General features: G+C 69.7%; 8 protein-coding genes. 4 read left to right on the top strand and 4 right to left on the bottom strand.

Annotation, left to right across the window (positions count from 1 at the left end; all coding sequences use genetic code 11):
• Nucleotides 1-92: 92 nt before the first annotated feature.
• Genes ABFS34_02100 through ABFS34_02090 form a run of 3 tightly spaced genes read right to left on the bottom strand, consistent with a single transcriptional unit; the run spans nucleotide 93 to nucleotide 2,513 of the window.
• Entirely contained in the window at nucleotides 93-1,271 is a 1,179-nt protein-coding gene (locus ABFS34_02100) for a PDZ domain-containing protein (protein MEN8374221.1), read from the bottom strand.
• Nucleotides 1,262-1,939 carry a hypothetical protein gene (locus ABFS34_02095; protein ID MEN8374220.1) on the bottom strand — a complete coding sequence of 226 codons (678 nt, stop codon included), beginning with the start codon at nucleotides 1,937-1,939 and terminating at the stop codon, nucleotides 1,262-1,264. Before ABFS34_02095 ends, ABFS34_02100 begins: the two co-directional genes overlap by 10 nt.
• Nucleotides 1,923-2,513, bottom strand: a complete 591-nt coding sequence (locus ABFS34_02090; protein ID MEN8374219.1) for a sigma-70 family RNA polymerase sigma factor — start codon at nucleotides 2,511-2,513, stop codon at nucleotides 1,923-1,925. Before ABFS34_02090 ends, ABFS34_02095 begins: the two co-directional genes overlap by 17 nt.
• A gap of 140 nt (nucleotides 2,514-2,653) precedes the next feature.
• On the opposite strand from ABFS34_02090, the gene ABFS34_02085 reads away from it, so the two are divergent.
• The 3 genes from ABFS34_02085 to ABFS34_02075 are packed head-to-tail and all read left to right on the top strand — an operon-like array spanning nucleotide 2,654 to nucleotide 5,238.
• A complete protein-coding gene (locus ABFS34_02085) occupies nucleotides 2,654-3,853 on the top strand; it encodes a threonine synthase (GenBank protein MEN8374218.1) in 1,200 nt (399 codons plus the stop codon).
• Nucleotides 3,854-3,856: 3 nt separating this feature from the next.
• The gene (locus tag ABFS34_02080) at nucleotides 3,857-5,017 is read left to right on the top strand and encodes a hypothetical protein (GenBank protein MEN8374217.1); all 1,161 of its coding nucleotides are present in this window, start codon (nucleotides 3,857-3,859) and stop codon (nucleotides 5,015-5,017) included.
• Entirely contained in the window at nucleotides 5,014-5,238 is a 225-nt protein-coding gene (locus ABFS34_02075; GenBank protein MEN8374216.1) for a hypothetical protein, read from the top strand. The genes ABFS34_02080 and ABFS34_02075 overlap by 4 nt, the downstream gene beginning before the upstream one ends.
• 14 nt (nucleotides 5,239-5,252) lie before the next feature.
• Here ABFS34_02075 and ABFS34_02070 read toward each other — a convergent pair whose 3' ends face one another.
• A complete protein-coding gene (locus ABFS34_02070; protein ID MEN8374215.1) occupies nucleotides 5,253-5,903 on the bottom strand; it encodes a hypothetical protein in 651 nt (216 codons plus the stop codon).
• A 311-nt stretch (nucleotides 5,904-6,214) separates the two neighbouring features.
• Between ABFS34_02070 and ABFS34_02065 the strand changes: the two genes are divergently transcribed.
• Complete coding sequence (locus ABFS34_02065) at nucleotides 6,215-8,827, top strand: DUF5916 domain-containing protein (GenBank protein ID MEN8374214.1); 2,613 nt, start codon at nucleotides 6,215-6,217, stop codon at nucleotides 8,825-8,827.
• Nucleotides 8,828-9,015: the final 188 nt, after the last annotated feature.

Below are 9,015 nucleotides of genomic sequence, written 5' to 3'. Positions count from 1 at the left end.
CTTGCCGTAGCGACGGCTACGGCGCGTCGTTCCGCCTTGCCCCGCGGGCGCATCACGCGCCTCGGTGCACACGGGACTTCCGCGCCGGCACACTAGGGCCCGGGTATGCGGAGACGGCGTCGCGTTTGCTTGCGAATCACCTCCACCGGGAGGCCATCTCCGCTCGCCGCGGCCAACGCGGCCGAGAGGTCGGCGACCGATCCGGGCCTGCGTCCGGCCGCGGAGATCACGACATCGCCGGCCTGGAGGCCGGCCCGGTGGGCGGGCGTGCCCACGCCCACGCGTACGACCAGCAGCCCGGTGTCGACTCCGAAATAGGGGCTCATCTCGGGCTTGAGCAGCACGAACTCCGCCCCGGCGACGCCGAGTCCGGCGTTGACCATGACGGACAACCCGCGTCGCGCGGGTGGCGCCGCTCTGAAAGCGAAGGCCGAGTCGGATCCGCGCCGTATCCAGATCCGCGAGGTGTCCGGACGGCTCTCCTGCCGCACGCGCTCGAGGTCCTCCAGCACCCATCGTAGTTCCTCCGCGCCCTGACGGAGGTTCTCGATTCTCACTTCGGTGGGAGCGAGGGCTCGCTGGCGGTTCAAGGCCGCGCGCAGGTTGCGCATGACGACCTCGGCCTCGGCGCGCGGAACCCGAATGCGGCGCTCCTCGCCCACCGCGTCGCGTATGATCAGCTCTGCGGTTGCTCCCGGCGCACGGTCGCCGACGGAAAGCCGCACCTCTCCCAGGTTCGCGCGGATGGAATCGAAGGTCATGCGCACGCGCAGCTGGAGCGAGTCGGGCAGGTAGGGTCGCAGCACGCCCTGGTCCCGGACCATGTAGACGGCGTGCGGCCGGCGCGCCGCCACGAGCGCGAGATCCCTCACGCCACCATCCCGGCGCACGCGCACGTGCAGCGTGTCGCCCGCGCGCACGCCGCGCGCTACTCCGTCCATCCAGTCCCGGCTTACCGGCCGGCCCGCGAGCAGCAGCAGGATGTCGCCTCCGCGCAGGCCACCGCGCGCCGCGGGCGAGCCCTGCACGACCGATTCGACGGCGACCATACTCTCGGCCCGGGTGCCCGGTGCGTCGGTCCTCTCCACGCTGAACGAGAAACCGAACCAGCCGCGGGAATCCTGCGCGGCAGGGATGCGCACGACCACGTCGCCCGAGCGTTGCGCCACGACGCCCTGCGCCGCGGCCAGAACCAGCGCCGCGACCGCGCTCGCGATACGCCCCAGGAGTCGGGCGTGACCGCGATACGAGGAAGGCGTGCTCAGTACCACGGGTCCGCGTCCTGGGTGGACATCTGCCTGAACATCGCGTTGCGCTGCGACGTGGCGTTCAGGTACCAGCCGTTGAACACCGGGTCGTACGGCGCCTCGTTCAAGGCCGCGCGGGAGGAGGCGACGATCGACTCCAGGGCCGCGAGCCGCGCCAGCGGATCGCCCGTCTCGACCTGGGCCCCGGCCAGCTCATTGTACCTGTCCAGCGCGCTCAGGTATTGCGCCTCGGCGATCTGGACGTCGCCCGCGGCCTCGTCCAGGCTGACGGGTGTGAGCGTGCCGCTCGGCCGTACGGTGGTGACGCGAGGTAGCGCCGACTGTCCCTCGGGCTCGGAGTCCGCGCCGCGCACGGCGAAGCCGCCGAGTCCGCCCAGAAGGAAGGCGACCAGAGCCGCGGCGGCGGCGATCCCACTCGCCCACGGGGCACGCACGGCGCGCGCTGGCGTTTCGGTGCGGATGAGCCCCTCCGTCCCCAGGCGCGCCTGGACGCGGCTCCATTCGTCCGCCGGCGGATCGAGCGGCGGAAGCGCGGCCAACGCGGCCGTCTGTCGCCGCAGCTCCGCAAGAACCTGCGAGCACCGGTCGCAACCCTCCAGGTGATCCGACTCCGCCGGAGAGGCCGTTTCGTCGACCAGGCGTGCTAGTACCTCGTCAGTCAAATGTTGCATATGCTTCCACTCCATTGCTCTCCTCGCGCACGGGCCGCAGTACTTCGCGCATGCGCGCGCGCGCTTTGAACAACTGACTCTTGCTCGTGCCCGACGTCACGCCGAGCAGGTCGCCGATTTCCTCGTGCGTATAGCCCTCGATGTCGTGCAGCACCAGCACCTGACGCATCCGGTCGGGCAGCCGCTCGATGGCGCGCTCCAGCCGTGCGCGGAGGAATACGTGCTGACGCGGCGAATCCGACGCCGCCAGCACCGGCTGCAACTGGACCTCCCGATCCACGTGCCGCATCACCTTGCGGCGCCCTTGCAGGGCGCTGTTGACGGCGATGCGATGCAGCCAGGTGCTGAACTTCGACTGCCCGCGGAAGCCCGGCAGCGCGCGGAACACGCGTACCCACGCCTCCTGCGACCAATCCTCGGCGAGCGCGTCCTCACCGGCGATGCGGCGCACCACGGCGTACACGTGCGCCGAGTAGCGATGATACAGATCCGTCATCGCCAGGTCATCGCCCGCCTTCGCGAGCTCTATGAGCTGTCCGTCTTCCATGCCGTCGGAGTCTGGGGACCTCCTCATTAGCGCCCATGCGATGCGCCGGGGAGGCCGGATGGTTGCCGAGGCTCTATCTTCGCCCGGGGACTACGCCCCGCGCTTCAAAAAGTACCATCGTACGTCCGTCGGGATCCTGCAAACGACGCCACAGCGAACGAGAGACCGTGACAGCTTCCCTACACACCGACCTCGCCGCCGACTCCGCCGCCGCCGGGGCCGCGGCTCTCGAGTGCACGCTTTGCGGGCGCGAGTACCCGACGGAGCAGCTCCAGGGGTTGTCCCGGTGTTGCGCCAAACCGCTCTACCCGCGGTATCGCCTCGAACCCGGGCTGATGAGCCCCGCGGACCTGGTGGGGCGCGGTCCCGACCTGTGGCGTTACGCGGAGGTGCTGCCGGTGCGGAGCCCAGCGTGTCGCATCACCCTGGGGGAGGGATTCACGCCGCTGATAGACGCCGGGGGGCTGGCCTCCGCCCTCGGCCTGGGCCGGGTGTGGGTCAAGGACGAGGGGCAGAATCCCACCGGTTCGTTCAAGGCGCGCGGGCTCTCGCTGGCGGTGTCGCGGGCGCTGGAGCTCGGCGTGAGCGCGCTGGCCATTCCGTCCGCGGGGAACGCAGGGTCGGCCACGGCGGCCTACGCGGCGGCTGCGGGGCTGGAGGCACACGTCGTCGTCCCCGAGGACACGCCCACGCCCATTCTGCAGGAGATCCAGGCCCTGGGGGCCGATCTGCGGCTGGTACCCGGTCTGATAACTGACGCCGCGGCGGTCGTGGCCGATGGAGTCGCCGCAAACGGCTGGTTCGACCTTTCCACGCTGAAAGAGCCGTACCGGGTAGAGGGCAAGAAGACCATGGGCTACGAGCTCTTCGAGCAGCTCGGCGGCCGTCTGCCCGACGCGATCGTGTATCCGACCGGCGGCGGTACCGGCCTGGTGGGCATGTGGAAGGCGTTCGACGAGATGGAATCCCTGGGCTGGATCGATCGCCGACGGCCCATGATGATATCCGTGCAGTCGGAGACGTGCGCGCCCATCGTGCGCGCGTTCGACGCGGGCCTCGAGGTCGCCGAGCCGTGGACCGGTGAGGCGACCACGCGCGCCAACGGACTGCGCGTGCCCCGCGCGGTGGGGGACTTCCTGATCCTGCGCGCGCTGCGCGACTCGGGCGGGCGCGCCGTTGCGGTGTCGGACGCAGACATGGAGCGAGGGGTGCTCGAGATAGGGTCCGCGACGGGCGTGTTCGCATGCCCGGAGGGGGGCGCCACGTGGGCGGCCGCGCGCGCCCTGGTCGCCGCCCATGTCCTGTCGCCCGCATCCGAGATCGTCCTGTTCAATACCGGGTCCGGCTTGAAGTACGTGGCGGCCTGATCGATGCCAGCTCCCCGCCGCCAGCGGCCGCCGAGCCGCCGCTCCGTCGTCCTCGTCGCCGCCGTGGGCGCGCTCGTGGCCATAACCTTCGTGGTCGCGCCCGGTGCGGGCGGCCCCGACGCCGCGCTCGAGCTCGTGATCGCCGGCGCCGATGGCACCGCCTCGCGGGAGGTGCGGCTGGACGCCGCCGCGTTCCGCGAGCGCCCGGACACGATCGAGACCCCCGACTCGACGGCGCCGCCCGGGCCGCCCAGGGTCCCGCTGATGTTGGCGGTTCGTTCGACCGGGGGCCGCGCCACGCGCGTTTCCGGATTGCGCCTCGGCGTTCCGGCCTCGTACCGCTTGCATGACATCGGCGCGGGAAGGGCGGAGCGAGCCGATTCGGCGCCCGCACGAACCCTGAGCGTCGAGTCGGAAGGCGACGCGGCTCTCGTCCTTCGAGACGTCGCGATACGCCCGGTCGAGGTCCGCGCGGGCGCAGCGCCGATACGCGTAACCGCGGCGGACACGCTGTGGCTGGAGCCGGTCCGATTGCGGGTGGAGTGCGCCCTGGATCCCGACTCGGTGCCCCGTTTCAGGCCCGCGTGGCCGCCGGCCTCAAACCCGCGCGACCTGCGCCTGTTCTACCGCCTCACGTCGGAGGGGGACGCGGAATACACCGGCGTGCTGCGCCTGGTCGTGGCCCCGGACCCGTCGCGGGGCGTAGACCACGTAGAAGCGGTGATGGGGCCGGTGAGTACCCGGGTCTCGGGTTTCGGGCTGCCCGATTCCGCGCGTCTGGTGCCTCGGGCCGAGTATCTCTCGACGTGCGCGGACGGACGTCGGGAGCACGCCGTGCTGGTGCGCTTTCTGCTTTCGGACGACGGCGGGCGCGCCTACCTCGTGAGCGTAGGCCAGGCGGTGCGCACCAGACTGGAAGACCTGGACGGAAACGACGTCATCGAGCGCGAGGTGTGGGACGCCGACGGCGATGGCCGGTTCGAGGCCAGCCGGGTGCTGTCGCTGCCCCTCCCCTCGGCGCTCGATTCGGAGCGCCGGCGCGCGATCCTGCGAACCCAGGTCCAAGCTCAGGCGGCGCGGCGCGCCGAGGAGGCCGCGCGGAGGGCTCGCAGACGACCGCCGCCGGATTCGCTCACCCCTCCAGCCGAGGGCCGCGTGCCGTGAGCCTTCTGTGGCCGACGTTGGCGATCATCGTGATCGGCGCCGGCGTCGCTTCGTTGCGCCGAAGGCGTGTCTCCCGAGGGCTGACCGATGCCCAGATCGCCGCCATGGAGAGGGGAGAGGAGATTGACGCGCCCGGCCCGCTCGATCTCGAGGAGATCGCCGATGCCGAGCGGAGGCACTTCGAGCAGACCTGGGATTGGGAAGACCCCGACGCTCTCTGAGGGGCCTACCAGCCCTATTGCACTCTGTCGCGGGCCTCCAGGGCCAGCCTGGCCGCCACCACGCCGAGCACCGCGCCGTCTACGACGGGCACGTCGAACGACCCGCTCTCCACGAACAGGCGCGGCCCTGCGTCAAAGCGCGGGCCCGACGCCACGACGGTCCCGGTGGCTCGGCTGGACGACAGCGTATTGAGCGTCAGGACTCCCTCCGACATGACGTACACGTCCGTCGGGTTGATCGCGGCCAGAATCGAGTCGGGATCCAGCCCCACGCTCGCGTCGAAGTCGAACGCCACGACCCCAACGCCTCCCGCGACCCCGCCAAAGTCCGTCGAGCCGCCAAGGACGGGAGAGGGCACGGTCAGGAAGAAGAGGTCGACCAACGGCAGGCTCGCGGAGCGCGAGCCGACGAGGACGAAGCCGGTGTCCGTGCTCAGCGCGGCCGCCCACGTGCCGGGCGCGATCTGACCGTTCGCGATGGCCGGATTCCCGGCGGCCTCGAACGTCCCCGCGCGGTCGCCGGAGTAGTTGAACGCCACGCCGTCTCCAGCCGCCGGCGGAGGCGGATCGAAGCCTCCATCATCGCCACCGCACGCGCCCACCAACAATCCGAACAGCACCGCCACCACCCCAACCTCGAGCCGCGCCTTCGTGCGCTCCACCATATGCTCTCCCCGGCTTCGAATCGGCGCCTTTGAAAAAGGCCGTGCCACGCCCGCCGCAGTCTACGCCCGGACTCGCCTCGGTGCCACGCCCCCCGCCGGGTCCACAAAGCCCTGACAACTCCCATACACAACCATGGCTGGATCTGGACCGCCCTTCACGCCCCAGCTCGTACCGTGAAGTCGTCACGCAGGAGAGACCCCGGAAACTGACGCGAATGGTAGACACGGAAGAACGATCCCGATCTCCCTTCCCGCGCGCCGCGGTTCGGCTTTCGTCGACCGCGCGGGGCGCCCTCGGTGTCCTTACGGTCTTGCTCCTGCCGGCCTTGGCCGCGGCGCAGTCGCCGGGTGGCGGGGACGGCGGCCTGGATGATCGACTCAAGCAGGCCCATGCGGTTCGCGTCGGAGGCGAGATCGACTTGGACGGAGGCCTGTCCGAAGACGCGTGGGCCGCCGCTCGTTGGTTCGACGATTTCGTCCAGAAGGAGCCCGTCCAGGGCGCCGAGCCCTCGGTCCGTACCGAGGTCGCCTTCCTGTATGACGACGACGCGCTGTGGATAGGCGCGCGCATGCAGGTCCAGGACCCGACGGCGCTCGGGCGCCGCCTCACGCGTCGCGATGAGGGTGGCAACGTCGAGCGGGTGATGTTCTCGCTCGATACGTACCAGGACGATCGTACCGCGTACACGTTCGCGGTTACCGCCGCGGGGGTGCGCCTCGACTGGTATCACCCCAGCGACAACGAGTTCAGCCGCGATCGGACGTTCGACCCCGTGTGGCAGGCTCGCACCGCGCTGGATCCGGAGTTCGGCTGGACGGTGGAGATGCGCATTCCGATCTCCCAGTTGCGCTTCAACGCGGGCGATCGGCAGTCCTGGGGCCTGAACATCAACCGGTTCATCCCGGAGACCAACGAGGACCTGTACTGGGTGCTCGTCGATCGCGAGGAGACCGGCTGGTCGTCGCGCATGGGCAATCTGGAAGGAATCGACGGGCTGGAGCCGTCGCGCAGATTGGAGATCCTGCCTTACGCAGCCAGCGAGGCGACTTTCAGGAGCGACGGCGCGTTCGACGCCGCCAACCCCTTCGTCGATGCAAACGATGCGACCGGCCGCGTGGGCGTCGACGTGAAGATGGGGCTCGGCCCGAACCTGACCCTCGACGCGACGCTGAACCCCGACTTCGGCCAGGTCGAGGCGGATCCGGCGGTGGTCAACCTATCGGGCTTTGAGACCTTCTTCGACGAGCGCCGCCAGTTCTTCATCGAGGGCGCGCAGAACTTCGATACCGAGGGGTCGAGTCTCTACTTCTCGCGGCGCATCGGCGAGCCGCCCAGCGGCAGCGTCGACGGCGACTTCACGGACGTCCCGAGCACGACCAGCATCCTGGGCGCCGCGAAGCTGACCGGCCGGCTCGAGTCCGGCCTGACCGTGGGCGCCCTCGCCGCGGTGACCGACCAGGAAATGGCGTCGGTGTTCGACTCCGGCACCGGCGAGACGAGCGAATTCCGGGTAGAGCCACGTACGGCCGTGGGCGTTCTGCGCCTGAATCAGCAGCTCGGCGAGGACGCGTCGACGGTTGGCATGATGCTCACGGCGGTGAGCCGCGACCTGGGCGAGCTGGACGAGGAAGACCCTCTCTACGGCGCGACGCCCGAGCGTGCGTACACCGGGGGCGTCGACTTCAATCGCCGATTCTCGGGCGGCGCGTACAACATGTGGGGCCATTTCAACTTCAGCCACGTGTCCGGCGACGCCGCGACGATCAACAACATCCAGACCAACCGGATACACGCGTTCCAGCGCCCGGATCAGGACCACGTCGAGGTAGACCCGCTGGCCACGTCCATGTCGGGCTGGTCCGCCGCGCTGAGGGGCAACAAGGAGAGCGGCCGCCTCCGCTACAACGGCGGCGTGTGGGTCAACTCGCCCTCCTTCGAGATCAACGACCTGGGCCGGCTCACGGATCCCGATCGGGTCTGGCAGTGGGCCTTCGTCCGCTACCGGAGCACCGACCCGGGCAAGCTCTTCCGCCAGTGGGAGCTGGAAACGGGCGTCAACAACGGCTGGAATTTCGGCGGCGAGCGCATCCAGACCTGGATGATGGCGAGCGCGTGGGCGCAGTGGAGCAACTTCTGGTTCAGCCGCGTGCAGTACTCGACCAATCTCGACTCGCAGAGCGACACGCAGACCCGGGGCGGACCCCTCATGCTGCGGCCGCGCAATTGGACCCTGGACACGTCCTTCGACAGCAACTTCAACCACGACACCCGCTACGGGCTGGGCGTCCGGACCTTCGGCGACGAATTGGGCGGCGGCGGCTACCGCATCGGGCTACGGTTCAGGAGCAGGCTGTCCGATCGCCTCGAGGTGCAGGTGAATCCGCGCTTCGCTTCGTGGGAGAACTCGCGGCAGTTCGTGGACACCTTCGAGGGCGGCCGCGCCGAGACCTTCGGCAGTCGGTACGTCTTCAGCGCGGTCCAGCAGGATGAGATAGCGGCTCAGCTGAGAGCCAACGTAGGCCTGTCGCCGGATCTGAGCGTCGAGTTGTACGCCGAGCCGTTCGCGGCGTCGGGCGATTTTCTGCGGCCCGGCGAGCTGTCCGCGCCGCGCACCTCCGACCTGCTGTTCTACGGGGACGACATTGCCGCCGTGGAGCAGGAGGACGGCTCCCTACTCATTCAGGACGGGGCGGACGAGTTCACGCTCGACAACCCCGACTTCAACATACTCTCCTTCCGCAGCAATGCCGTTCTTCGCTGGGAGTGGCGACCTGGAAGCACGCTGTTCGTGGTGTGGCAGCAGAACCGGTCCGCTGACAGTGATGCCGGATCCGCCGTCGGCTTTGGTGAACTCGGAGACGCCGTGCGGGCGGAAGGAGAGAACGTCCTCGCCGTGAAACTGACATACTGGCTCCCGATGTAAGCGTCCGAGGTAGTACGGGAACCGCCCTCCTTCAGCTTCACGCGACCGGCCCGGTGCGGGCGGCAGGGATCTCCTCCCGGATTCCCTGTCTCCCCCCGGGCTTCCCCTCATCAGGGCCCCGACCTATCCTCACGCGAAAAGGTCGGCGGCGTGCCCGCGCCCCTTCGGCCACCGGTGACCTTCGGCCG

This window comes from Gemmatimonadota bacterium, assembly GCA_039715185.1.
GTDB lineage: Bacteria > Gemmatimonadota > Gemmatimonadetes > Longimicrobiales > RSA9 > DATHRK01.
This window is presented reverse-complemented; position numbering and strand designations above follow the sequence as displayed.